Source organism: Turicibacter sp. HGF1 (assembly GCF_000191865.1).
Classification (GTDB): Bacteria; Bacillota_I; Bacilli_A; order MOL361; family Turicibacteraceae; genus Turicibacter; species Turicibacter sanguinis.
Window position 1 is genome coordinate 47,167 of record NZ_AEXQ01000097.1, and the last position, 25,860, is coordinate 73,026.

Annotated in this window: 27 protein-coding genes and 1 other annotated feature; of the genes, 2 read left to right on the plus strand and 25 right to left on the minus strand. The window is 35.7% G+C overall.

Annotated features, from left to right (window positions below; all coding sequences use genetic code 11):
• The 23 genes from rplW to ilvA all read right to left on the minus strand — a co-directional run bounded on the left by rplW (position 1) and on the right by ilvA (position 23,297).
• On the minus strand, positions 1-285 hold the full coding sequence (gene rplW / locus HMPREF9402_RS09730; RefSeq protein ID WP_006784432.1) for a 50S ribosomal protein L23: 285 nt from the start codon (positions 283-285) through the stop codon (positions 1-3).
• On the minus strand, positions 285-908 hold the full coding sequence (gene rplD, locus HMPREF9402_RS09735) for a 50S ribosomal protein L4 (RefSeq protein WP_006784431.1): 624 nt from the start codon (positions 906-908) through the stop codon (positions 285-287). The genes rplW and rplD overlap by 1 nt, the downstream gene beginning before the upstream one ends.
• Before the next feature lie 30 nt (positions 909-938).
• Entirely contained in the window at positions 939-1,568 is a 630-nt protein-coding gene (gene rplC / locus HMPREF9402_RS09740; protein ID WP_006784430.1) for a 50S ribosomal protein L3, read from the minus strand.
• 28 nt (positions 1,569-1,596) lie between these two features.
• Entirely contained in the window at positions 1,597-1,905 is a 309-nt protein-coding gene (gene rpsJ, locus HMPREF9402_RS09745; protein ID WP_006784429.1) for a 30S ribosomal protein S10, read from the minus strand.
• Positions 1,906-2,360: 455 nt separating this feature from the next.
• A complete protein-coding gene (gene tuf / locus HMPREF9402_RS09750) occupies positions 2,361-3,545 on the minus strand; it encodes an elongation factor Tu (protein WP_006784428.1) in 1,185 nt (394 codons plus the stop codon).
• A 124-nt stretch (positions 3,546-3,669) separates the two neighbouring features.
• Entirely contained in the window at positions 3,670-5,742 is a 2,073-nt protein-coding gene (fusA, locus tag HMPREF9402_RS09755; protein WP_006784427.1) for an elongation factor G, read from the minus strand.
• Positions 5,743-5,823: 81 nt separating this feature from the next.
• Positions 5,824-6,294: a 30S ribosomal protein S7 gene (gene rpsG, locus HMPREF9402_RS09760; RefSeq protein ID WP_006784426.1), complete on the minus strand. Its 471-nt coding sequence runs from the start codon at positions 6,292-6,294 to the stop codon at positions 5,824-5,826.
• A 39-nt stretch (positions 6,295-6,333) separates the two neighbouring features.
• Positions 6,334-6,756 carry a 30S ribosomal protein S12 gene (gene rpsL / locus HMPREF9402_RS09765; protein ID WP_006784425.1) on the minus strand — a complete coding sequence of 141 codons (423 nt, stop codon included), beginning with the start codon at positions 6,754-6,756 and terminating at the stop codon, positions 6,334-6,336.
• A gap of 200 nt (positions 6,757-6,956) precedes the next feature.
• Positions 6,957-10,670, minus strand: coding sequence for a DNA-directed RNA polymerase subunit beta' (rpoC, locus tag HMPREF9402_RS09770; protein WP_006784424.1), 3,714 nt, complete (start codon positions 10,668-10,670; stop codon positions 6,957-6,959).
• A gap of 24 nt (positions 10,671-10,694) precedes the next feature.
• Positions 10,695-14,228 (minus strand): DNA-directed RNA polymerase subunit beta, encoded by a 3,534-nt coding sequence (rpoB, locus tag HMPREF9402_RS09775; protein WP_006784423.1) that lies wholly within the window; start codon positions 14,226-14,228, stop codon positions 10,695-10,697.
• A gap of 135 nt (positions 14,229-14,363) precedes the next feature.
• Entirely contained in the window at positions 14,364-14,957 is a 594-nt protein-coding gene (locus tag HMPREF9402_RS09780) for a class I SAM-dependent methyltransferase (protein WP_006784422.1), read from the minus strand.
• A gap of 174 nt (positions 14,958-15,131) precedes the next feature.
• Complete coding sequence (gene rplL / locus HMPREF9402_RS09785; RefSeq protein ID WP_006784421.1) at positions 15,132-15,497, minus strand: 50S ribosomal protein L7/L12; 366 nt, start codon at positions 15,495-15,497, stop codon at positions 15,132-15,134.
• Between the two features lie 56 nt (positions 15,498-15,553).
• A complete protein-coding gene (rplJ, locus tag HMPREF9402_RS09790; RefSeq protein WP_006784420.1) occupies positions 15,554-16,117 on the minus strand; it encodes a 50S ribosomal protein L10 in 564 nt (187 codons plus the stop codon).
• Positions 16,118-16,142: 25 nt separating this feature from the next.
• Positions 16,143-16,300, minus strand: a sequence feature (ribosomal protein L10 leader region).
• Between the two features lie 11 nt (positions 16,301-16,311).
• Positions 16,312-17,007 (minus strand): 50S ribosomal protein L1, encoded by a 696-nt coding sequence (rplA, locus tag HMPREF9402_RS09795; protein ID WP_006784419.1) that lies wholly within the window; start codon positions 17,005-17,007, stop codon positions 16,312-16,314.
• An 80-nt stretch (positions 17,008-17,087) separates the two neighbouring features.
• Positions 17,088-17,513 (minus strand): 50S ribosomal protein L11, encoded by a 426-nt coding sequence (rplK, locus tag HMPREF9402_RS09800; RefSeq protein ID WP_006784418.1) that lies wholly within the window; start codon positions 17,511-17,513, stop codon positions 17,088-17,090.
• A 121-nt stretch (positions 17,514-17,634) separates the two neighbouring features.
• Entirely contained in the window at positions 17,635-18,171 is a 537-nt protein-coding gene (gene nusG, locus HMPREF9402_RS09805) for a transcription termination/antitermination protein NusG (RefSeq protein WP_009607237.1), read from the minus strand.
• A gap of 12 nt (positions 18,172-18,183) precedes the next feature.
• Complete coding sequence (gene secE, locus HMPREF9402_RS09810; protein WP_006784416.1) at positions 18,184-18,363, minus strand: preprotein translocase subunit SecE; 180 nt, start codon at positions 18,361-18,363, stop codon at positions 18,184-18,186.
• 19 nt (positions 18,364-18,382) lie between these two features.
• Entirely contained in the window at positions 18,383-18,532 is a 150-nt protein-coding gene (gene rpmG / locus HMPREF9402_RS14230; protein ID WP_081448230.1) for a 50S ribosomal protein L33, read from the minus strand.
• A gap of 71 nt (positions 18,533-18,603) precedes the next feature.
• On the minus strand, positions 18,604-19,206 hold the full coding sequence (locus HMPREF9402_RS09815; RefSeq protein WP_006784415.1) for a sigma-70 family RNA polymerase sigma factor: 603 nt from the start codon (positions 19,204-19,206) through the stop codon (positions 18,604-18,606).
• A 21-nt stretch (positions 19,207-19,227) separates the two neighbouring features.
• Positions 19,228-20,058, minus strand: a complete 831-nt coding sequence (rlmB, locus tag HMPREF9402_RS09820) for a 23S rRNA (guanosine(2251)-2'-O)-methyltransferase RlmB (RefSeq protein WP_006784414.1) — start codon at positions 20,056-20,058, stop codon at positions 19,228-19,230.
• Complete coding sequence (locus tag HMPREF9402_RS09825; protein ID WP_006784413.1) at positions 20,058-20,450, minus strand: Mini-ribonuclease 3; 393 nt, start codon at positions 20,448-20,450, stop codon at positions 20,058-20,060. Before HMPREF9402_RS09825 ends, rlmB begins: the two co-directional genes overlap by 1 nt.
• Before the next feature lie 226 nt (positions 20,451-20,676).
• Positions 20,677-22,017: a cysteine--tRNA ligase gene (cysS, locus tag HMPREF9402_RS09830; RefSeq protein ID WP_009607252.1), complete on the minus strand. Its 1,341-nt coding sequence runs from the start codon at positions 22,015-22,017 to the stop codon at positions 20,677-20,679.
• Between the two features lie 65 nt (positions 22,018-22,082).
• Positions 22,083-23,297 carry a threonine ammonia-lyase gene (ilvA, locus tag HMPREF9402_RS09835; RefSeq protein WP_006784411.1) on the minus strand — a complete coding sequence of 405 codons (1,215 nt, stop codon included), beginning with the start codon at positions 23,295-23,297 and terminating at the stop codon, positions 22,083-22,085.
• A gap of 196 nt (positions 23,298-23,493) precedes the next feature.
• On the opposite strand from ilvA, the gene HMPREF9402_RS09840 reads away from it, so the two are divergent.
• Positions 23,494-23,868, plus strand: coding sequence for a RidA family protein (locus HMPREF9402_RS09840; RefSeq protein ID WP_006784410.1), 375 nt, complete (start codon positions 23,494-23,496; stop codon positions 23,866-23,868).
• A 25-nt stretch (positions 23,869-23,893) separates the two neighbouring features.
• On the opposite strand, the gene HMPREF9402_RS14915 is transcribed toward HMPREF9402_RS09840, so the two are convergent.
• Both HMPREF9402_RS14915 and HMPREF9402_RS09845 read right to left on the minus strand, forming a co-directional pair.
• On the minus strand, positions 23,894-24,028 hold the full coding sequence (locus tag HMPREF9402_RS14915) for a hypothetical protein (RefSeq protein ID WP_006784409.1): 135 nt from the start codon (positions 24,026-24,028) through the stop codon (positions 23,894-23,896).
• A 38-nt stretch (positions 24,029-24,066) separates the two neighbouring features.
• Complete coding sequence (locus HMPREF9402_RS09845; RefSeq protein ID WP_009607257.1) at positions 24,067-24,549, minus strand: NUDIX hydrolase; 483 nt, start codon at positions 24,547-24,549, stop codon at positions 24,067-24,069.
• 102 nt (positions 24,550-24,651) lie between these two features.
• Here HMPREF9402_RS09845 and HMPREF9402_RS09850 point away from each other — a divergent pair, with 102 nt between their 5' ends.
• A complete protein-coding gene (locus tag HMPREF9402_RS09850) occupies positions 24,652-25,839 on the plus strand; it encodes an MFS transporter (protein WP_009607253.1) in 1,188 nt (395 codons plus the stop codon).
• Positions 25,840-25,860 lie beyond the last annotated feature (21 nt).

Below are 25,860 nucleotides of genomic sequence, written 5' to 3' on the forward strand. Positions count from 1 at the left end.
TTATACTTCAAACTTTTCGATAGTTTGTCCTTCAGCTAATGTTACAATAGCTTTTTTCATTGAAGGCTTGAATCCTTCATAACGTCCAACGCGACGTTTTTTAGGACGAACGTTAACGATGTTTACTTTTTCAACTTTTACATTGAATAAAGCTTCACAAGCTTGTTTAACTTCGATTTTGTTTGCTTTTTTATCAACTTCGAAAGTGAATTTACCTTCGTTCATTAAATCATAAGATTTTTCAGTGATAATTGGGCGCTTAACGATATCTCTAGCATCTTTCATTATGCAAGCACCTCCTCAATCTTTTTAACTGCATCTTGAGTAATAACTAACTTAGTTGCATCTAAAAGATCTAATACGTTTAATTGGCTTACTGTTAAAACTTTAACACCTGGGATGTTACGAGTTGATAATTCAACTGCAGCATTTTCCTCAGCAGTAACAACTAACGCTTTAGATGTAACATTTAACGCACCTAAAACATTGATCATTTGTTTTGTTTTTGGAGCTTCGAACACTAATTGATCTAAAACTACGATTTCATTTTCAACTACTTTAGTTGCTAACGCAGATTTTAAAGCTAAGCGACGAACTTTTTTGTTTAATTTATATGCATAGCTACGTGGAACTGGTCCGAATACGATTCCTCCACCACGCCATTGAGGTGCACGAATAGATCCTTGACGAGCACGTCCAGTACCTTTTTGTTTCCAAGGTTTACGTCCACCACCACGTACCTCAGTACGAGTTTTAGTTTTGTGAGTTCCTTGACGCATTGATGCACGTTGCATAATTACAGCATCGAACATTGCTTGTTTATGAGGCTCAATACCGAAGATTGCTTCGTTTAAAACGATTTCTCCAACTTGAGCACCTTGTTGGTTATATAATGCTACTTGTGGCATTATGAATCCTCCTTTCCTACTGTACTAAACTTATTTTGCTTTAACAGCAGAACGAACCATAACTAAAGATTTTTTAGCTCCTGGTACATTTCCTTTGATTAATAAAACGTTACGTTCTGTATCAACTTTAACAATTTCAAGGTTTTGAACAGTCACGATGTTTCCACCAGTTTGTCCAGGTAATTTTTTACCTTTTAAAACGCGGTTAGCAGCAATCGATCCCATTGAACCTGGGCGACGATGGTAACGAGAACCGTGGGCCATAGGTCCGCGAGATTGTCCATGACGTTTAATAACACCTTGGAATCCTTTACCTTTTGTTTTCCCAGTTACGTCAACAATTTCACCTTCAGCAAAAGTGTCAACTTTGATCTCTTGACCAACTTGATATTCCGCTACGTCTAAGTTACGGAATTCACGAATGAAGCGCTTAGGCGCTGTTTCAGCTTTAGCAACATGTCCCATTTCAGGTTTGTTAGCTAATTTTTCACGCTTAGTTTCGAAACCTACTTGAACAGCTTCGTATCCGTCAGTTTCATTTGTTTTAACTTGTAAAACAACGTTAGGTGTTGCTTGAACAACAGTTACAGGGATTAATTTCCCTTCTTCAGAGAAAATTTGAGTCATACCAATTTTTCTACCTAAGATTCCTTTGGCCATGAGTTACACCTCCTATTTCGTTTATATATTATAATTTGATTTCGATGTCTACACCAGATGGTAAGTCTAAACGCATTAATGAATCAACTGTTTGTGGTGTTGGTTCAACAATGTCAATCAGACGTTTGTGAGTGCGCATTTCGAATTGCTCACGAGAATCTTTGTACTTATGTACCGCACGTAAGATCGTATAAACTTGCTTTTCAGTTGGTAGAGGGATTGGACCTGCTACTTTAGCACCTGTTTTTTTAGCACTTTCAACGATTTTTTCTGCTGATTGATCTAAAATTCTGTGATCATAAGCTTTTAAACGAATTCTGATTTTTTGTTTTGCCATTTTTATTCCTCCCTTCGCCTATTTTAGGAATAGACTAGCTCCACGAAAATTCCCTGACACTTTGCCATGGCAAATCGGCCGGGTGTGTCAGCAACCTTTCGGTTCAACGCTGAAGTCAACATATCCATTATACATGATTATTAAAACAAATGCAAATATTTTTTTGCTTTTTGTCATAAAATATTTATTTTTAATATTTAATAGAAATTCCACTTATGGTTTAGCATTCGATAATAATTTACGTATTCAAATTTAACATATCTCTTACAAACAATCAAACAATTATAACAAGTAAATTTTTCTATTTTATTTTAACAACTATTCTAGTCCAACTATATTTAGAATTACACAACTTTAAGTATATATTTACACATCACCATGGTAATATTTTTTCTTATTTTAAACAAAAAAAGTCCTAGAGATTAACTCTAGGACTATAAGATTCAAAGTATAGACTATTCTAAGATATCTACTACTGAACCAGCACCAACTGTACGTCCACCTTCGCGGATTGAGAATTTAGTTCCTTTTTCAACAGCGATAGGAGCGATTAATTCTACAGTCATTGCTACGTTGTCACCTGGCATAACCATTTCTACACCTTCTGGTAATTGGATAACTCCAGTTACGTCAGTTGTACGGAAGTAGAATTGAGGACGGTAGTTTCCGAAGAATGGAGTATGACGTCCACCTTCTTCTTTAGATAATACGTAAACCTCAGAAGTGAATTTTGTATGAGGTTTTACTGATCCTGGTTTAGCTAATACTTGTCCACGTTGAATTTCTTCACGAGAAACACCACGTAATAAAGCTCCGATGTTATCTCCAGCTTCAGCTTGGTCTAATAATTTACGGAACATTTCAACACCTGTTACAGTAGTTGATTTTGTATCATGGTAACCGATGATTTCAACAACGTCACCAACTTTAACTACACCACGTTCAACACGTCCTGTAGCAACTGTACCACGTCCAGTGATTGAGAATACGTCCTCTACTGGCATTAAGAATGGTAAGTCAGTTTGACGAGCTGGAGTTGGGATGTACTCATCTACAGCAGCCATTAATTCGTTGATTTTAGCTTCCCATTCAGGTTGTCCTTGTAATGCTAATAAAGCAGAACCGTGGATTACTGGAACTTCGTCACCTGGGAAATCGTACTCAGATAATAAGTCACGAACTTCCATTTCAACTAATTCTAATAATTCTTCATCGTCTACCATGTCACATTTGTTTAAGAAAACAACTAAACGAGGTACACCAACTTGGCGAGATAATAAGATGTGCTCACGAGTTTGAGGCATTGGTCCGTCAGCAGCAGATACTACTAAGATACCACCGTCCATTTGAGCAGCACCAGTGATCATGTTTTTAACGTAGTCAGCATGTCCTGGGCAGTCAACGTGTGCGTAGTGACGTGCATCTGTTTCATACTCAACGTGTGCAGTTGAGATAGTGATTCCACGTTCACGCTCTTCTGGAGCACCATCGATTTGATCGTAAGCGCGAGCTTCTGCTTTACCTGATTTAGATAATACAGTTGTGATAGCAGCTGTTAATGTAGTTTTTCCGTGGTCAACGTGACCGATTGTACCGATGTTAACATGCGGTTTAGTACGTTCGAATTTAGCTTTAGCCATTGCTAATATCCTCCTTTGTAATACATTTTTTGTATTTAACAATTTTTATTTTACAATACCCCTAATAAGAATGCAAGAAATTCTTATTAGAGGTTGTTATATGAATAACATCAATTAACTTAGATTATCCTCTATGTTTTTTGATGACTTCATCAGCGATTGATTTTGGAACTTGTTCATAATGATCCATTTCCATTGAGTAGTTACCACGTCCTTGTGTATTAGAACGTAATGCTGTTGCATATCCGAACATTTCTGATAATGGAACGAATGCGCGAATTACTTGAGCGTTTCCGCGTGCTTCCATACCATCTAAACGTCCACGACGTGAAGTAATATCACCCATTACGTCTCCTAAGTACTCATCTGGGATAACAACTTCAACTTTCATAACTGGCTCTAAAAGAACTGGTTTACATTTTTCATAAGCATTTTTTAATGCCATAGATGCAGCAATTTTGTATGCCATTTCACTTGAATCGACATCATGGTATGATCCATCGAATAAAGTTGCTTTAATATCAACTACTGGGAATCCAGATAATTGACCAGTTTGTAAAGCATCTTTTAATCCAGCGTCAACTGAACCGATGTATTCACGAGGTACAACCCCACCAACAACTGCATCTTTGAATTCGTAACCTGCACCAGCTTCTTGTGGTTCGAATTTAATCCATACGTGTCCGTATTGTCCACGTCCACCTGACTGACGCACGAATTTCCCTTCAACTTCAGCAGCTTGAGTGAATGTTTCACGGTAAGCAACTTGAGGAGCACCTACGTTACATTCAACTTTGAATTCACGACGCATACGGTCAACGATAATGTCTAAGTGTAACTCACCCATACCTGCAATGATAGTTTCTCCAGTTTCCTCATGAGTATGAGTGCGGAAAGTTGGATCCTCTTCAGCAAGTTTTTGTAAAGCGATACCCATTTTATCTTGGTCAGCTTTTGATTTTGGTTCAACAGATAAAGAGATTACTGGTTCTGGGAACACCATAGATTCAAGGATAACCACGTTATCTGGATCACATAAAGTATCTCCAGTTGTAGTATCTTTTAAACCTACTGCAGCAGCGATATCTCCTGCACAGCATTCAGTAATTTCGTTACGGCTGTTGGCATGCATTTGTAATAAACGTCCAACACGTTCACGTTTACCTTTTGTTGAGTTTAATACATAAGTTCCTGAAGATAATACTCCTGAATATACGCGGAAGAATGTTAATTTCCCTACGAATGGGTCAGTCATAACTTTGAATGCTAAAGCCGCAAATGGTTCTTCATCAGCAGCATGACGCTCAACTTCTGTACCATCTTCTAATGTTCCTTTAATTGAAGGAATATCAGTTGGAGCTGGTAAGTAGTCAATTACAGCGTCTAACATTAACTGAACACCTTTATTTTTGAATGCTGAACCACATAATACAGGGAATAATTCAACGTTGATTGTAGCACGACGAATCGCAGCTTTTAATTCTTCGATTGAAATTTCTTCACCTTCTAAGTATTTCATCATTAATTCTTCATCTAAGTTAGAAACAGCTTCAATTAATTGATCACGATACATTTCAGCATCTTCTAAGTGAGCAGCATCGATTTCTCCAACTTGGATATCTGTACCTAAATCATTAGTGTACATATATTGTTTCATTTCAACTAAGTCAATGATACCTTCGAAGTTATCTTCAGCACCGATTGGTAATTGAATTGGAAGAGCATTAGCTCCTAAACGATCGTGTAAAGTTTTTACAGAGTATAAGAAATCTGCACCTGTTTTATCCATTTTATTAACGAATACAACACGTGGAACTCCGTAAGTAGTTGCTTGGCGCCAAACTGTTTCAGTTTGAGGCTCAACCCCTGACTGTGCATCTAATACAGCTACAGCTCCATCTAATACACGTAATGAACGTTCAACTTCTACTGTGAAGTCTACGTGACCTGGTGTATCGATAATATTTACACGGTGACCATTCCAAGCAGCTGTTGTTGCAGCTGAAGTGATTGTAATCCCACGTTCTTGTTCTTGAGCCATCCAGTCCATTTGAGAAGCACCATCGTGAGTTTCTCCAATTTTATGAATACGTCCAGTGTAGTATAAGATACGTTCTGTAGTTGTCGTTTTACCAGCATCGATGTGTGCCATGATACCGATATTACGAGTATGTTCTAAAGAGAATTCTCTTGCCATGTTCGTTACTCCTCTCATAGTTAATATTACACTTTTAGGATTACTGGAAAACCCAGTAATCCTAAAAATTTATTGGTTATCTTACCAACGGTAGTGAGCGAATGCTTTATTTGCTTCAGCCATTTTGTGAGTATCCTCACGTTTTTTAACAGAAGCTCCAGTATTGTTAGCTGCATCGATAATTTCGTTAGCTAAACGTTGTTCCATAGTTTTTTCTCCGCGAGAGCGAGAGTATTGTACTAACCAACGTAACCCTAAAGTGATTCGGCGCTCTGGACGAACCTCAACTGGTACTTGGTAGTTAGCTCCACCGATACGGCGTGCTTTTACCTCTAATACAGGCATGATGTTTTCGATTGCTTCTTCGAATACTTCCATTGGTTCACGACCTGTTTTCTCAGCGATGATATCAAATGCGTTATATAAAATTGTTTGTGCAGTACCTTTTTTACCATCTTGCATGATGTTGTTAATTAAACGAGATACTAATTTAGAATTATAAATTGGATCTGGCAAAACATCACGTTTCGCTACATGTCCTTTACGTGGCATAATTTAGCCTCCCTTCCAGTTTATCCAAAAAAAGTCTTATTATTTTTTAGCTGCTTTTGGTTTTTTTGTTCCGTATTTAGAACGTGATTGCATACGTCCATCTACACCCGTAGCATCTAAAGTACCACGAACGATATGATAACGTACCCCAGGTAAGTCTTTTACACGTCCACCGCGAATTAAAACAACGCTGTGCTCTTGTAATTTGTGTCCAATACCAGGAATGTATGCAGTTACCTCTAAACCATTTGTTAAACGAACACGGGCATATTTACGTAACGCCGAGTTAGGTTTTTTAGGTGTCATAGTAGCAACACGTGTACATACCCCACGTTTTTGTGGAGAGTATAAGTTAGTTTGTTCTTTCTTTAAACTATTGTACCCTACATTTAAATGACGAGATTTAGATTTAGTTTCTTTACTTGTACGTCCTTTACGAACTAATTGGTTAATAGTTGGCATATTAGTCCTCCTCTCATAAACTTAGTCCACTTATCCAGGTGGTTCATTTTAGTTAGAAAAAGTAAGCTTTGCTATCAAAGCAAAACTCACTTTATTTTTTTAAAAGCCTTTATTAATCTAACATTTTTTTTAACTGATGTCAACAGTTCGACGCTGTTTTTTAAATTTTCCTGAGTTATTATAAACCAGAATTATTTATTTTATTCTTCTTCCGCATCAATAAAATCAGTTTCATCAAAATCTAATTCAACTAAATCATCTAAATCTTCTTCAATTAAACTAGCAGGTGATTTTAACGATATATCTTCTAAGTCAAATGCTAAGATATCATCATCTTCATCCTCTACATTTTTATGTACAGGTTGAATATAATCTTCTCTTAAAACTCCCGTTCCAGCAGGAATTAACTTACCGATGATAACATTTTCTTTTAATCCTACTAACTCATCAACCTTACCTTTGATAGCAGCATCTGTTAACACACGAGTTGTTTCCTGGAATGATGCAGCAGATAAGAATGATTCAGTTTCAAGAGATGCTTTGGTGATACCTAAAATTGTTGGAATACCAACTGCTGGACGTTTACCGCGAGCAATTGCTTCACCATTCACACGTGTATAGTGTGTAACATCAATTAAAGATCCTGGTAAGATATCAGTATCTCCACCATCAATTACCTTAACTTTTTTCATCATTTGATGAACCATGATCTCGATATGTTTGTCAGATAATTCTACCCCTTGAGCACGGTATACATTTTGTACCTCTTTTAAAATATAGGCTTGTACTGCCTCAACGTCTTTAACACGTAATAACTCTTTAGGATCAATTGAACCTTCTGTTAACATATCCCCAGCAAAGACATCATCACCTTCAGAAACTAAAGGTTGAACACCGTATGGTAATAAATAGTTACGGCTTTCTAATTTATTCGTTAATGTAATTTCATAACGGTTTTTAGTATTTGCTTTGATTGTTGTAATAGTTCCATCAATCTCTGCAATAATTGCACGTCCTTTTGGATTACGTGCTTCAAATAACTCTTGAATACGAGGTAAACCTTGTGTAATATCGGCACCGGCAACCCCACCTGTATGGAATGTACGCATCGTTAACTGTGTACCTGGTTCACCGATAGACTGAGCTGCCATAATACCTACAGCTTCCCCAACTTCTACTTCTTTACCAGTTGCTAAGTTACGTCCGTAACATTTTTTACATACACCTTTTGTTGCATTACATGAATAAATTGTACGAATATCGATTCCTTCAATACCTGATTCAACAATAACTTTAGCTAAATCATCTGAAATATATTCATTACGATCCATGATTAAAGCACCTGTTTCTGGATGATATACAGGTTTTGCAGTATAACGTCCAACAATACGATCAAATAAAGTCTCAACTGCTTGTCCACGTTGTTTAATTTCTGTAATATATTGTCCTTTATCTGTACCACAATCGTCTTCACGTACAATAACATCTTGTGCTACGTCAACTAAACGACGAGTTAAATAACCTGAATCGGCTGTTTTTAAGGCTGTATCGGCTAATCCTTTACGCGCACCATGGGTAGAGATGAAGAACTCAGTTACTGTTAAACCTTCACGGAATGAAGATTTGATCGGTAACTCGATTGTTTTACCAGATGGGTTGGCCATTAATCCACGCATACCGGCTAACTGTGTAAAGTTCGATGCGTTACCACGGGCTCCAGAATCACTCATCATGTAGATGTGGTTATCTGCTGGTAACTCATTCATTAATACATGTTGAATTTCATCTTTTACTTTTGCCCAAACATCAATAACTAAACGATAACGTTCATCGTCTGTTAATAACCCACGATTATAGAATTCATGAATTTCAGCAACTTTTTTGTCACCTTCTGCTAATAAATCTTTCTTCTTAGAAGATACGACTACGTCAGCAACCCCTACAGAAATTCCAGCAATTGTCGAATACTTGAATCCTAAATCTTTTAAGCGGTCTAACATTCTTGATGTTTCAGTTGTTTTATAGATTCGGAAGACTTCTGAGATAATATCTCCTAAGAATTTTTTCTTAAATGGAGATACAACCTTAACATCTTTTAAATATTCTTTAATATTTGTCCCTTTATCAACAAAGTACTTAGCTGGCGTAACTGTTTGTAAGTTTGACATTGTTGGTTCATTTAAGAACGGGAATGTTTTAGGTAAAATACCATTGAAAATAACTTTTCCTAAAGTTGTAACAATATACTTATTATTTTGTTCTTCAGTAAATGTCATATTATTTAAAGTGCGTGCATCTAATGCAATACGTGAATGTAATGTTACATATCCATTTGCATATGCCATCATTAATTCATTTGTATCTTTATAGATGTTTCCTTCACCGATAGCACCTTCTTCTTCCATCGTTAAATAATAGTTTCCTAATACCATATCCTGAGATGGTGTAACAACTGGTTTCCCATCTTTCGGGTTTAAGATATTATTAGCAGCTAACATTAACAAACGGGCTTCTGCTTGTGCTTCTTGTGATAAAGGAACGTGAACCGCCATCTGGTCACCATCGAAATCGGCATTGAATGCTGTCGTTACAAGAGGGTGAAGACGGATTGCGCGTCCTTCAACAATTTTAGGTTCGAATGCCTGAATACCTAAACGGTGTAATGTTGGGGCACGGTTTAACAATACTGGGTGTTCACGAATTACATCTTCTACAACATCCCATAAAGCATCATCCATACGCTCAATCATTTTTTTAGCACTTTTAATATTTTGAGCTAAATCACGTTCAACTAATTCTTTCATTACGAATGGTTTGAATAATTCAAGTGCCATTTCTTTTGGTAATCCACATTGATACATCTTTAAGTCTGGTCCTACAACGATTACAGAACGTCCAGAGTAGTCAACACGTTTACCTAATAAGTTTTGACGGAAACGTCCTTGTTTACCTTTTAGCATATGAGATAATGATTTTAATGGACGATTACCTGGTCCTGTGACTGGACGACCACGACGACCATTATCCACTAAAGCATCAACTGCTTCTTGGATCATACGTTTTTCATTATTAATGATAATGTTAGGAGCACCAATTTCTAAATAACGAATTAAACGGTTATTACGGTTGATTACACGACGATATAAATCATTTAAATCTGATGTCGCGAAACGACCACCATCTAATTGAACCATTGGACGTAATTCAGGTGGAATTACCGGTAAAACATCTAAAATCATCCATTCTGGTTTGTTTCCAGAATTTCTAAATGACTCAACGACATCTAAACGTTTGATAATTTTACCACGTTTTTGTCCTTGTGCAATTTTTAATTCTGCACGTAATTCTTTCGCTAATTTATCTAAATCAATAGCCTCTAATAATTTTTTAATGGCTTCAGCACCCATACCAACTTGGAATGCATTTCCCCACTTTTCATATGCTTCACGGTATTCTTTTTCAGTTAATACTTTTTGTTTAACTAAATCAGTTTTACCTGAATCAATTACAACATAATTTACAAAGTAAATAACTTCTTCAAGTTCGCGTGGTGACATATTTAATAATAGTCCCATACGACTTGGAATACCTTTTACATACCAAATATGAGCAACAGGAGCCGCAAGCTCAATGTGTCCCATACGCTCGCGACGAACTTTTGCTACTGTTACTTCAACTCCGCAACGATCACAAACAATACCTTCATGACGTATACGTTTATATTTTCCACAAGCACACTCACAATCCTTTGTTGGACCGAAGATACGCTCACAGAACAAACCATCTTTTTCAGGTTTTAGTGTACGATAGTTAATTGTCTCTGATTTTTTCACTTCACCATAAGACCATTTGCGAATTATATCAGAAGAAGCTAAACCGATTTTCATATACTGAAATTTGTTAACATCTACCAAGGTCATTCCCTCCTTGCGTCTAAATTATTCTTCAACACTTTCTGGAACAACGATTTGATGCGTTTTTACGTTCTCCAAATCGCGGATTTCAATTTCATCTTTTTCGTTCGATAAAATTTTAACATCCAATCCTAATGACTGTAATTCTTTTACTAATACTCTGAATGATTCAGGGATACCTGGTTCTGGAACATTTTCACCACGAACGATAGCTTCGTAAGTTTTAACACGTCCAGTAATATCATCTGACTTAACAGTTAAAATTTCTTGTAATGTGTATGCAGCACCGTATGCTTCTAGCGCCCATACCTCCATCTCTCCGAAACGTTGTCCACCGAATTGAGCTTTACCTCCAAGTGGCTGTTGAGTTACTAATGAGTAAGGTCCAATTGAACGGGCATGTAATTTATCATCAACCATGTGAGCAAGTTTGATCATGTACATTACCCCAACTGAAATTCGATTATCAAATTTTTCACCTGTACGTCCATCGTATAGTACAGTTTTAGCATCTTTATCCATTCCAGCCTCAGCAATGATTGCTTCTAAATCTTCAGTTTTAACACCATCGAATACTGGCGTTGCAACATGAATTCCTAACTTTTTAGCAGCCATTCCTAAGTGAATTTCTAAGATCTGACCGATATTCATACGTGATGGTACCCCTAATGGATTTAACATGATATCCACTGGTGTTCCATCTGGCATATATGGCATATCTTCTTGAGGTAAGATTTTAGAGATAACCCCTTTATTACCATGGCGTCCCGCCATTTTATCTCCCTCAGAAATTTTACGTTTTTGTACGATATAAATACGGATAACTTCATTAACACCCGGTGATAAATCATCTCCATTACGACGAGAGAAATATTTAACATCATGGACAATTCCATCTCCACCATGTGGTACACGTAATGAAGTATCGCGAACCTCACGTGCTTTTTCACCGAAGATTGCATGTAATAGACGCTCTTCAGCAGTTAATTCTGTTTGACCTTTAGCCGTAACTTTACCAACTAAAATATCATCTTCCTTAACTTCAGCACCGATTCGAATAATTCCACGATCATCTAAGTTTTTAAGAGCATCTTCTCCAACACCTGGGATGTCACGAGTAATTTCCTCTGGACCTAACTTTGTATCACGAGCTTCTAATTCGTATTCTTCGATATGAATTGAAGTATAAACATCATCTTTAACTAAACGTTCACTCATGATGATAGCATCCTCGTAGTTATAACCATTCCATGTCATGAATGCTACGACTACGTTACGTCCTAAAGCTAATTCTCCGCTTTCCATCGATGAACTATCTGCTAATACTTCTCCAGCATTAATATGATCACCTAATTTTACAATTGGGCGTTGATTTAATACTGTACTTGAGTTTGAACGAACAAACTTAATTAACGGATATTTATCAATTTGGCCATCAGCATCACGGCGTAATTTAATAACTTTTGAATCTACATATTCAACAGTCCCACTGTTATATGCTACTACTGCTTGACCTGAGTCTTTCGCCGCAACATATTCCATACCTGTACCTACGAATGGAGCTTCAGGAATTAATAATGGAATAGCCTGACGTTGCATGTTCGCTCCCATTAATGCACGGTTGGCATCATCGTGCTCTAAGAATGGAATACAAGCTGTGGCAACTGATACAATCTGTTTTGGAGATACGTCTACGAAGTCTACACGTTCAGCTGGAACGATTAAGTTTTCACCACGATGACGAACGATAACTTTCTCTGGTAAGTTTCCTTTTTCATCTAAATCTAAACCAGCTTGAGCAACTACATAACGATCTTCCTCATCAGCAGTTAAATAACGAATTTCATCTGTAACATGCATTTTTGGTTGTTTAGTTTCTTCATCAATAACTGGAACCACCTTACGATATGGGGTTTCAATGAATCCAAACTTATTAACTTTTGCATATGATGATAATGAGTTAATTAATCCGATGTTTGGTCCCTCTGGTGTCTCGATTGGACACATACGACCATAGTGAGAGTAGTGAACGTCACGTACTTCCATACCAGCACGTTCACGTGTTAACCCTCCAGGTCCTAACGCAGATAAACGACGTTTATGCGTTAACTCTGATAATGGGTTAGTTTGATCCATGAACTGTGATAACTGTGAACTACCGAAGAATTCTTTAATAGCTGCAGTAACTGGACGAATATTAATTAAACTTGAAGGTGTAATTCCTTCAGTTTCTTGAATAGACATTCTTTCTTTTACAACACGTTCCATACGTGATAAACCGATACGGAATTGGTTTTGTAATAATTCACCTACTAGACGTAAACGGCGATTTCCTAAATGATCGATATCATCTAAGTATCCAACTGAGTCTAATAAGTTGAAGAAGTAGCTAATTGAAGCGAAGATATCTGAAGTTGTGATATGCTTACATTCATCTTCAACATTTCCGATAATTCTTACAACTTGATCTCCTTCATTTACTCGTGGAGAGTAAACTTCGAATTCTTGTACGTAAGTTTCGCGTTCTTCTAAAGGATTAACTAATTCTACTTTTTTAATATTTAAACGATCAATTTTATCAGCTAATACATCTTCAAAAATACGACGAGTAATCACTGTACCTTCTTCAACTAAAACCTCACCAGTTTCAGAGTCAAAGATATCACTAGCTAATTTTTGATTTAATAAGCGCTCTTGTGCACTTAATTTTTTATTAAATTTATAACGTCCAACATGAGCTAAGTCGTAGCGTTTAGGATCAAAGAAACGCGAAACAAATAAAGTGCGCGCACCATCAATTGTCGCATGTTCCCCTTGACGAAGTTTTTGGAAGATTTCCATTAAAGCTTCATCTGAATTTACTGTTTGATCTTTTTCTAAAGTATTTAGAATATATGCATTTTCACCAAACATTTCAATAATTTGTTCTTTTGTTGAAAGTCCTAAAGCACGTAATAATACTGTAATTGGAATTTTACGTGTTCTATCGACACGAACATAAACGATATCTTTTGCATCAAGTTCATACTCTAACCATGCACCACGATTAGGGATTACTTGTGCAGCATATTTTTCTTTACCGCTCTTTTTATCAGTTTCTTTATTATAATAAACACCTGATGAACGAACTAATTGTGATACGATTACACGTTCAGAACCATTGATAACAAATGTTCCTGTTGGAGTCATCAAAGGGAAGTCCCCCATGTATACTTCGCTTTCCTTCACTTCTTTAATTGCCTGTGTCTCTTCGTCTTTAATATGTAAACGAACTTTGACACGTAAAGGGGCAGCATAGTTAGCATCGCGTTCTTTTGCTTCTAAAACAGTATATTTCGGTTCACCTAAGTTATAATCTACGAATTCAAGCGCTAGATTACCATTGTTATCTTCAATTGGAGAAATGTCTTTAAACATTTCACGAATACCTTGATCAAGGAACCACTGATAAGAAGCAGTTTGAATTTCAATTAAGTTAGGGAGTTCGAGTGCAACATTAATTCTTGAGTAATTACGACGTTGTCTCTTTTTACCATATTGAACAATTTTCCCTGCCACGCGTTTCACCTCTTTGTTTGTTTATGTAAACTTTTGTTGTTTTATTAATTCAACACCTAATGTATTAGACTTAGCACATGTAAAATACAAGCAGTATTAGGCATTTTATAATAATATCAAATTTTTTCAATAGTGTCAACAATTAATAGATTTTAAGATAAAATACCCTTTATCTCTATCAACCATTTCACAATTCCCGTACACTTGTTCCATCTTTTCTTTAGCGGATGGAGCGCCTTGCTTTTTTTGAATGACAATCCACAGTTCACCATTCTCAACCAAATATTCCTTAGCTTCTTCAATTATTGCATGAACAACTTTTTTACCTGCCCTGATTGGGGGATTAGATAAAATAGCAGCAAATCTGTCATCCACACCCTCATAGCAATGACTTTCATAAATCATCACATTTTCAACACCGTTATTCATCGCATTTTTTTTAGCTAATTCTAATGCTCTTTGGTTTACATCAACCATATGAACATTTCTATTTGGATAACTTTTAGCTAAACTCAAACCGATAGGTCCATAACCACAGCCAACATCTAAAATATTTCCGCTTATCTCAGGCTCAGCAAATGTTTCCACTAAAAGTCTAGAACCAAAGTCAACGTCTCCTTTTGAAAAAACTCCAACATCTGTTGTAAATCTTAATTTATGACCTTTTAAAACATAGTCAAAGAATTTTTCATCAGATCGAGCATTAACATTGTTTGTATAATAATGCATGATCACAACCCCTTTTGATTTTACCTAAAAATTAGAGAATATGAACATTTTTACATGCTCTATTATTGCCATGTTGAGTCAAATTATTACAATATACTTTTATGAAATAAAAACCTGAGCGAATTTTCACTCAGGTTTTTATTATATTTAAGCAAAACTAGCGTTTAAAGTTAATTATTTAACTTCAACAACAGCTCCAGCTTCTTCTAATTTAGCTTTTAATTCTTCAGCTTCTTCTGGAGAAACTTTTTCTTTGATTTTTGCAGGAGTTCCGTCAACTAATTCTTTAGCTTCTTTTAATCCTAATCCAGTGATTTCACGAACTACTTTGATAACACCGATTTTTTTAGCTCCAGCGTTTGTTAAGATTACGTCTACTTCAGAAGGTCCAGCAGCTTCTACAGCTCCACCAACCATTGCTACAGGAGCAGCAGCAGTTACACCAAATTCTTCTTCGATAGCTTTAACTAATTCGTTTAATTCTAAAACTGACATTTCTTTGATCGCTTCGATCATTTCAGCAGCAGTTAATTTTGCCATTTTATTTTCCTCCTTCAAATTCAGGGTATACCTGTTGAATTAATTTTTATTTAAAATTATTCAGCAGTAGCCTCTTCAGCCACTTCAGTTGTTTCAGCAGCAGCCTCAGCTACAGGTGCCTCAACACCAGCTTCTTTTTGTTCAGAAACAGCTTTAACAACACATGCCATATTGCGCATTGGAGCTTGTAATACAGAAAGTAACATAGATAATAAACCTTCGCGGTTTGGTAACTTAGCTAATTCCATAACTTGCTCTAACGTAGCAACAGAACCTTCGATTAAACCAGCTTTTAATTCTAAAGCTTGGTGTTCTTTCGAGAAGTTGTATAATACGCGTGCAGGTGCAACAACGTCTTCTTTTGAGTAAGCAACGGCAGTTGGACCAACGAATGCTTCAGATAAACCTTCGAATCCAGCTTCAGTTACAGCACGACGAGAGATATTGTTTTTTAATACTTTGAATTCAACACCTTCAGCACGTAATTGTTTACGTAATTCAGTAACTTCAGATACAGTTAACCCACGGTAATCAACAACAACTAAAGAAGCTGATTCTTTGAATTGACCTGCATACTCAGCAACTAATTGTGATTTCATTTCAATTGCAGTAGCGCTCATTATTCACACCTCCTAAGTTTAATTATACGTCCGTAGAAAAGCCCTTGAGCCCACAATCTATTAAGTTCGTGGACAGAAGGGCATAACTAAGGCATGAAAATAAATAAATTATATATATCCAAAACCTCGGTAGGATGATTAAGCATAAGCCCCTACTGTCTACGGTAATTCTATTCGATTATCAATGAGAAAAATTATTTTTCTAATGATTCAGATGCAACTTTGATACCAGGTCCCATTGTTGAAGAAATAGCAACATTCTTAACATAAGTTCCTTTAGCTGCAGATGGTTTAGCTTTTAAGATTGTATCGTAGATTGCTTTGAAGTTTCCAACTAATTTTTCGTTTTCAAATGAAACCTTACCAATTGGAACGTGGATATTTCCAGCTTTATCAACGCGGTATTCTACTTTACCAGCTTTGATTTCATTGATTGCTTTAGTAACGTCCATAGTTACAGTTCCAGTTTTAGGGTTTGGCATTAAACCACGTGGTCCTAAAACGCGTCCTAATTTACCTACTTCAGCCATCATATCTGGTGTAGCTACTACTACATCAAACTCCATCCAACCTTGTTGGATTTTGTTGATCATATCGCTATCTCCTACGAAATCTGCTCCAGCTGCTTCAGCTTCTTTAGCTTTTTCACCTTTAGCGAATACTAATACTGAGCGAACTTTACCAGTTCCGTGAGGTAATACCATAGCTCCACGAATTTGTTGATCCGCTTTACGTGGGTCAACTCCTAAACGGAATGCTACATCTACAGTTGCATCGAATTTAGCAACATTAGTTTTTTTAACTAATTCTACAGCTTCTTCTACAGCATATAATGTAGTAGAATCAACTAGTTTTTTGGCTTCGATGAATTTTTTACCTTTTTTAGCCATTCTAAATACCTCCTAAATTGTGGTTAACGGAATCTCCTCCCACAGATTTAGGTTGTAATCTACAACCTAAAACATGTAGATTAGTCTTCTACAACGATTCCCATTTGTCTTGCAGAACCTTCAATAATACGCATTGCAGCTTCCACTGTATTCGCATTTAAGTCAGACATTTTAGTCTCAGCAATTGTGCGAATTTGATCTTTTGTTAAAGTAGCAACTTTTACCTTATGAGGTTGAGCTGAACCACTTGTGATTCCAGCAGCTTTCTTTAATAAGTCTGATGCTGGTGGAGTTTTTGTAATGAATGTAAATGAACGATCTTCATAAACTGTGATTACTACTGGAATAATACTTCCCATTTGTTCACGTGTACGCTCATTAAATTCTTGACAGAATCCTTGAATGTTCGCACCTGCTTGCCCTAATGCTGGACCTACTGGTGGAGCTGGATTTGCTTTTCCTGCAGGAATTTGTAATTTTACAATACTTTTTACTGCTTTTGCCACGCGACACACCTCCTCTAAGTCCGTGATGTGGTTATTTGGGTTTTTTACCCTCCCACTTGATATGAGTCTCATATCAACTACGATAGTTTATCACCTTTTTTTACTTTAGGCAACAATTTTTTTATTCAACTTCACAAATTTGATTAAAATCTAATTCTACTGGAGTTTCACGTCCGAATAGGTCAACCAATACGCTGACTTTGCTATGTTCTTGGTCAATTGACTCAATTGTTCCAACTTGTCCAGAAAATGGTCCAGCTGCTACTAATACACGTTGACCAACTTGAATATCAAGCGATACTTCCACACTTGTAATTCCCATTTTCTTAAGAATCGGCATAACTTCTTCCGTTGGTAATGGTACTGGGCGAGTTCCTTTTCCACTTGATCCTAAGAATCCAGTTACTCCTGGAGTATTACGAACCATATACCAAGAATCATCTGTATCAATCATTTCAACTAATACATAACCTGGGAAAGTTTTGCGCATTTTTTCTTTGCGAACACCATCTTTAATTTTTACTTCTTTTTCTTCCGGAATTAATACACGGAAGATTTTTTCTTGCATATTCATTGTCTCGATACGTTTTAATAAGTTAGTCATAACTTTATTTTCGTATCCAGCATACGTTTGTACAACATACCAACGTTTTTCCACTATCATGACCTCCTACCCTAGTAAATTCATTACTTGGGAAATTACTAAGTCAACTACAAAGAAGAATACTGTTAGTAATGCGACGAATACTAGTACTTGAAAAGTATAACTTTTCATCTCTTTTTCAGTTGGCCAAGTAATCTTCTTTAATTCTGCAGATACACCTTTAAAAAACCCTTTAACTTGATTCATTAAACTGCCCCCTAGTAGATTATTTTGTTTCCTTATGCATTGTATGTTTTCCACAGCGTTTGCAGAATTTTTTAACTACAAGACGCTCGCTGTGTGTTTGTTTATTCTTAACTGTTGAATAGTTGCGACTTAGGCATTCATCACAAGCTAATATTACTTTTGTACGCATTTTATCCCTCACAACTTTTTATATCTTAACTTAATCTACTCTATCAAAAAGAAGCTTCATTGTCAATAAAGCTAGAAACTTTCACCAATAGAGGAATTCATTTTATTTAAATTCTTTAATTTACTTTTACACCGGCTTAAAGCATTATCAATTTTCTTAGGGGACAGGTTTAATATTATAGCAATCTCATTATAATTATGACCTAATAAGAAGTATTTCAAACATTGTTTCTCAAATGGCGACAATATTTTATCACTATTCATTGCCATTTCAATAATTAACTTTTCGTTTAAATACGTATATTCACTATCATAGTGATAATATCCTGGAGTTTCTAATGTGGAAACTAACGGATGCTCATCATAATCCGTTAGTTGGTCAAGACCAGATGTTCGTTTTAATCTTCGGTAGCTTGTCGTAATCGCATTTCTTACACAAGTCATTGCATAGGAATAAAAACTGTAGTTTGAATTTTCATCAAAAGAATAGATTGCTTTTATAAATGCCATACGGCCTTCTTGAAAAAAATCTTGATAGTCATATCCAATTCCATAATAAGAAGATGCAATTTTTCCGATCAAAGGTGAGTATTTTTCTATGATGATGTGAAGCGCCTCTTCGTTTTGCTCACGTACTAAATACACTAACTCATAATCGTTATATTCTACCGTCACATTATACCTCCAGTATAGTTATTATTTTATAGGATTGCGCTTGTTATAAATTTCATACATCAATAAAGCTGCTGCAACTGATGCATTTAATGAAGTAACATGTCCACGCATTGGTAAGTAAACTTTAAAATCACAAGCTTCACGAACTAATCGACTCATTCCTTTTCCCTCGCTACCAATTACAAGACCTAATGGTAATGTAGCATCTAAAGTACGATAGTCTTGAGCTTCACTTGCATCTGTCCCAGCAATCCAGAGTCCCGCTTCTTTTAATTGATTAATAGCAACCGTTAAGTTTGCAACACATGCAACTGGAATATGTTCGATTGCTCCCGTTGATAACTTAGCTACTGTACTTGTTAATCCAACTGAACGATCTTTTCGAATAACAATTCCATCCACTCCCGCTGCATCAGCAGTACGTAAGATTGCACCTAAGTTATGTGGATCTTCTAATCCATCTAGAATGATGATGAAAGCTGGTTCTTCCTTTTGAGTTGCCTTTGCAATTAAATCAGGTAATGGCATATAAGCATAAGGTTCAACAAGTGCTAATACACCTTGATGATTTCCACGTGCATCATATTTATCCTTTGCTAATTGTTCGAATTTTTGACGAGGTAACACTTTGCAAGGAATTTGTTTTTTCTCGATTGTCGCCATCAATCCTCTTTCCGCTTTTGCTACTGTGTCTGCTACAATCACTTCAAAAACTTTACGTTTTGATTCTAATACTTCATTGACTGTATTTTTTCCATAAATGACTTCGTATTTACTTTCTTTTTTGTTTTCGCGACGGCTATCTTTTTTTACTTCACGTTTTTTGTCTTTTTTAACTTCTTTTTTCGCCATTAGTTTGTCACTCCATTTTTATATTCAATACTTTTGCTCACAATTGCATCTAAACGATCAAATTGTTCTGTTAAATATAAGTATCCAATTAAAGCCTCGAATGCTGTACTATGAGCATATGTTAAGACATCTGTGTTTTTAGGTACGGAACGACTTTTCGTGTTACGTCCTTTTTTCACTACTTCTAATTCTTTCTCTGTTAAAAATTCTATTTCAATTAAATATGCTAATGTAGTGGCTTGAGCATGTGCTGATACATATTTAACTGCCAATTGGTGAAGTCTGTTTGGTTTATTAACCCCACTCTTGCATAACATTTCTCGAATTTTTAAGTCATAATATGAATCACCGACAAATGCCAGCATCGTACTATTCATCTGATTTGCTTCCATTATTTCACGCGCCTTCTTTGATATCGTCATTATTATACACTACTTTTTTATCTTTTAACGAAAAAGCAATAAAACGGACTTGTTTTCTTGAATTCGCCTCAGTTTGACACTATTCTATCACTTTTTACCCTAAAAAAGTTTCAATTTTAAGATGGTTTTCCTAAAACTCATTTTTTAAAATAAAAAAGACTCCACTGATTTTGGAGTCTTTTTATCATATCTTATTTTATAAAACATTTAAAGCCTGTAATTTTCCACGTAATTCATCTGCTTTAGCAAAGTCTTTTGCTTTTCTTGCCTCTTCCCAAGCTTGCATTAATTCACGTTCTTCATCTGTTAAACGTTTTTTGTTTAAATCAAATCCGAAAATATAAGTCATATTTTGTAATGTCATTAAAGCATAGCGGTTTGCTTCATCTGATGCTTTCGCACGAACCATTTTATTAATTTCTTTAATCGCACCATATAAACTTGCAATAGCATTTGCGGTATTGAAGTCATCTTCTAAAGCTTCAACAAACTGGTTCATTAGAGCTTCAATTTCAGGAACTACTGATGGTTCTACATCAAGTGCACCAGCTAAATCAAGTTTTAAATGTAATTGATCATAAGTCGATTTTACTTTTTGCCATTCTTTAACTGCTAATTGGATGTTTTCTTCAGTGTAGTTAATTGGTTGACGATAATGAACTGATAACATAAATAAACGGAAGGCATTAGCATCGATTTGTTCAATTAAATCTTTAACATTGATAACATTTCCGATTGATTTACTCATTTTCTCATTATTTAATCCTAAACGTCCAACATGCATCCAATAGTTTGCGATGTTGTGTTCATACATACATAATGATTGAGCAATTTCATTTTCATGATGAGGGAATTGTAAATCAGTTCCACCTCCATGGATATCAATTTTTCCATGGAATTGGTTATTAATCATCACAACGCATTCTGTATGCCAACCAGGACGCCCTGCACCCCAAGGTGAATCCCATGTAATTCCTTTATCTGTTTTTTTCCATAAAACGAAGTCTAAAGGATTTTCTTTTTTAGAGTCTTCTGCAATACGAGCTCCAACTTCTAATTCATCGATTTTCTTACCTGATAATTGTCCGTATTCACGAACTTTATCAATACGGAAGTAAACGTCTCCATCAACTGCATAAGCAAAATCACGCTCAACTAATTGGTTAATAAATTCAATCATTGAATCCATACTTTCTGTTACTTTTGGCATTGCTGTTAATGGTAAAGCATTTAATACTTTATTACATTCTAAAAAGTAGTTTAAATATTTTTCAGAAATTTGTGCTTCTGTCACACCTTCTTCAATCGCACGGTTAATGATTTTATCATCAACATCTGTTACGTTTGAAACAAATTCTACTTCGTATCCTAAATATTTAAAATAGCGATGTACTAAATCGAAAAACAGAACAGGACGTGCATTTCCGATATGAATATAGTTGTAAACAGTTGGTCCACAAATATACATTCTCACTTTGTTTTCTTCAATCGGTCTAAATTCTTCTTTCTCACGCGTATACGTATTATAAATTAGCATCGTGAGTCCAACTCCTATCTTTTTCTTGATGTTATTTTCATTTTAATATATTTCGCTAAAATTATCTAGTTTGTATACTCAATCTCATAACCTGATTCGATTAATTTTTGAATGACGCGTTCTTTATGAGCAGCGTCTAACGTTTCAATAACGACCGTCACTCCTAATTGATACATTGATAATCCTTCACGATATCTATTTTGTCGAATCATAATAAGATTACCGAGTTCCTCTGCGATTGTATCTAAAAAAGCATTCAACTCACCAGGACGATCTGCAATTGAAACTTGAATTTTTGTTCGACGTCCAAGAGACATCATAGCATGATTAATAATACTTTCAATAAGATTAGTATCGATATTTCCTCCGGACAGAACGGCACCGACTTTCTTACCTTTAAGGTCTAGCTGATTTGAAAGAATTGCAGCAACACAAACTGCTCCTGCACCTTCACACACCAAGTTACAGTTTTCAAGCAATAATAAGAAAGCCTGCGAAATTTGAGTTTCAGATACTGTGATAACTTCATCAACGTATTGCTGAATTAATGGGAACGTAACATCACCTGGGGTTGCGACTGCAATTCCATCTGCAATCGATTTAGTAACCTTCACTGTGCCAATTTTCCCGTCTTTAATTGATTGATACATCGATGGGGCATTTTCTGTTTGAACTCCAATGACTTTAGTATTTGGATTTAATGTTTTAATAGCCATTGCAATTCCTGCTGCAATTCCACCTCCGCCGATTGGAACTAACACGACATCTAAATCTGGTTGTTCTTCAATCATTTCAAGACCAATTGTTCCTTGCCCTGCAATAACGTAAGGGTCATTAAATGGGTGAACAAATGTTGCTCCAGTTGCTTCTTTAATTTCTAATGCTTTTTGATATGCCTCGTCGTAGATTTCTCCTTCTAAAACCACTTCACCACCATAATTGCGAGTAGCAAAGATTTTAGCAAACGGTGCACTCCTTGGCATGACAATGGTCGATTTGATGCCAAGTTTCGTTGCACTAATTGCAACACCTTGTGCGTGATTCCCAGCACTTGATGCAACAACACCACATTGTTTTTCTTCATCACTTAAATGAAGCATCTTATTATAAGCACCTCGGATTTTAAATGATCCTGATTGCTGAAGATTTTCTAATTTTAAATACACTTCTGCTCCACTACGCTCACTTAATGATTCTGCAAAACAGAAATCTGTTTCTTTAATAACTCCTTTTAAGTTTTGTGCTGCTTCTTTTATCATTTCAAACGTTACAGTATTCACGATAGGTCCCCTCCGCTACAGCATTCATTATTTCGTTTTTTCCTTCATTTTATAGTCTTATTCTATCACACAAACTCATGCATCATAACTCTTAAAACCATTATATGGATATGGTATAATAAAAATGATGAATAAATTCTTAATTTTAAACGGACACTCTTAAGGATGCTCGTAAACTGATGAGGAGGAACTACTAATGAATATTATTGCAACAGATAATGCTCCAAAAGCCATTGGACCTTATTCTCAAGCTATTGAAGCAAATGGAACACTTTATATTTCAGGACAAATCCCATTAGACCCACAAACAATGGAGTTTGTATCTGATGAAATCGAAGCTCAAACTCACCAATGTTTAAAAAATATTCAAGCTATTTTAACTGAAGCGGGATATACATTAGAAAATGTCGTAAAATGTGGAATTTTCTTAGCTGATATGAATGATTTTTCTGCAGTAAATGCGGTATACGGAGAATACTTCTCAGCCCACAAACCAGCACGAGCTTGTGTACAAGTAGCCCGTTTACCACGCGATGCTAAAATCGAAATTGAAGCAATTGCAGTTAAATAATAACTAAAAAATCTCTAGTGCTGAACTAGAGATTTTTTGTTTGATTATCAATATAAATTTGCAAAGCTTTATTTGCTCTAATTAATAGTTTAAAAACAAGCACCCAAAACCAGATGATTAAAGCAAAAACAGATACGATAATTAAGAACTGTCCAAACATACTTAGCTCTCCCCTCTTAGTAGATACTATGCCAATCATTATTCTTTTATTTCAACCAAATGTTCTGGCACCTGTGGTAAATTCATGATGCGTTCTTTTAAAAACAATGGATAAATATTTAGATGTTTAATTTTTTCTAAAGGTAGCCATAGGAAAGATAGTTTTTTATATCCACCTTCATTCATGATAAACTCCTGACCTCTTTTTAAAATGTCTTCCTCTGTTAACTGAAGCAAGTAGTACATTCCAATTTCATGAAATTGTTCTTGGCTTTGTTGCTCGACGAAGAAATTTTCAACGATCCATAGTAATTGAGTCGCTTCAACCTCCACGTCCAATTCTTCTTTTATTTCTCGTTTAATAGCCATAGTACTTTCCTCATTCATCGACACTCTCCCACCTGGTAAATAATAATAGGGTGAGCGTTCATCGGTCATGACAAGCAGCCGATTCTCATGAATTAATACGCCAGCCACACGGTAGTTAAAGCGTCCAACATCCGTTTGAAAAGTTACATCCATTTTAATCCCCCTTTTCTAATAAATACAATACCCGATATTTATACATAATCCTAGTCTATTTATCAAATTCTAAACTATACGATTTATTTGGAGTGTGAACAAATGAGTAAGAAATTAGAATTTTATAAATGGCTTGTTTTACTATCATGTTTTTTAATTATGGGTGTTGCATTTAGTATTGTTAATAATATTACGACATTATTTTTAGATCCCGTCACCAAAGACTTAGGATTCTCACTCTCATCCTTTTCATTCATTTTTACGATAGGTGCAATCACGACCTCACTAATGTCTCCAATTATCGGAAAACTACTAACAAAACTTCCACTTAAACTCATTATGAGTATCGGAGCTATTTTAACCGGCAGTGGATTTTTCTGTTATTCTCTCGCTACAAAAATTTGGATGTTCTATTGCATTGCCATTATTGTCGGAATAGGGCTAACCTGTTTAACTACCATTCCGATTGCTACAACACTAACACACTGGTTTAAGGATAAAAAAGGATTAGCATTAGGAATTTCAACGGCAGGAGCGGGAACAGGGTCTTTTATATGGATGCAGGTGGTTTCAAGGTTACTGATCAGTAAAGGATACACCTTCACCTATGCTATTCTTGGCATTATCATTATTGTAGTTTGTCTACCGCTAGCACTCTTCATTATGAGGATGCCACCAGATACAACCATTAAAGCTAAAAAGAAAGAAAAATTTTCATATAAAGATATTCAGTGGAGTCCACGGCTAATTTTATTTATAGTCGGTCTCTTCTTACTCGGGATGTGTATTTCAGGAACTAAGATGCATATTCAATCATATTTAATTTATCTAGGCCATCCACTTCCGTTTAATGCAAATGTCGGTTCAACTCAAGCACTTTTCGCATTAATGGGGAGTTTAATCGGAGGATATATTTTTGATAAAGTAAAATTAACTAAATCAATTATTCTATTAGTCTCAATGGCTCTTATCGGTTATGTCTGTTTACTTTTAGGAACCATTCCATCACTCCTTTTTGTTTTCGCCGCTCTGTTTGGTATTTGTTTATGTTTACCCTCTTTAGTCCCTACCTATGGAACAAGCGCTTTATTTGGACAAGAACATTACGCCATGTATCTAGGAGTGATTAATATGATTTTCACACTCGGTGGAGCATTAGGTCCTGTTATTACAGGATTTATTGTTGATTATTTCAATTATAGTGTAGTTTGGACCCTCTATTTTTTTATTACTATTATCTATCTTCTTTTAATCTTACTCGCCTTAAAATCAAAAAAAACCTCAGATTAATTCTGAGGTTTTAATATTTCA